This window comes from Vibrio sp. 2132-1 (assembly GCF_033344315.1).
In genome coordinates, this window is the sequence record NZ_JAWPON010000435.1 from 1 (window position 1) to 648 (window position 648).

The window sequence follows — 648 nt, forward strand, 5'->3', positions numbered from 1 at the left end:
ACCAGAACTAACGAAATCATTCCAAGAAGAAAGCGTCCCGTTTAATAGCAATGACTTCTTAGGTGATCTTGAGGAAATGTCACCAGAGCATGATCCTCTGATGACTGAGCTGGATGAACTGTTTGAATCTGACAACACCGTTCTTGAAGAAACTGAGCAAGAAAGTGCAGATTTTGCCGCCGAGCTAGACGCACTTCTGGAAGGCAAAGAAGGTTTTGCTGAAGAGTTAGAAAACTCATCTGTCAAAGAAAATTTGATGCCATCGGCTGAAGAGCTGCCCTCTGAAAATGGTGAGTATCAACTTCGCGACGAACAGACTGAACCAGAAATTACCAGTAAAGAGGAAGAACCTGCATTCACGCCAACGCCGAATACCGTTGAGAATGAATTTGGCGTTCCTCAAGAAGAAGACTGGTTGCTAGACGACGTTGAGCCTGAAGCTGAAAACAAACTTGAACAAGAACCTGTCGCGGCAACGTCCACTGACGTTGATGAGGACGAGTTCAACTTTGATGAATTGGAACTGCCAGAGTTCGACGAAGAAGATGCGTTAGCTTCAATGGCCGATGAGCCTGAGCTACCAGAATCTGAAGTTCAAGCCGCAGCACCAACGGCCGAAGCGGAAGAAGAATTCAACTTCGACGAACT

Annotated in this window: 1 pseudogene; it reads left to right on the forward strand. The window is 46.1% G+C overall.

The annotated features are described in order from the left end of the window. Window positions 1-648 (forward strand): annotated as a pseudogene (locus R8N47_RS25885) (AAA family ATPase); the annotation flags it as partial.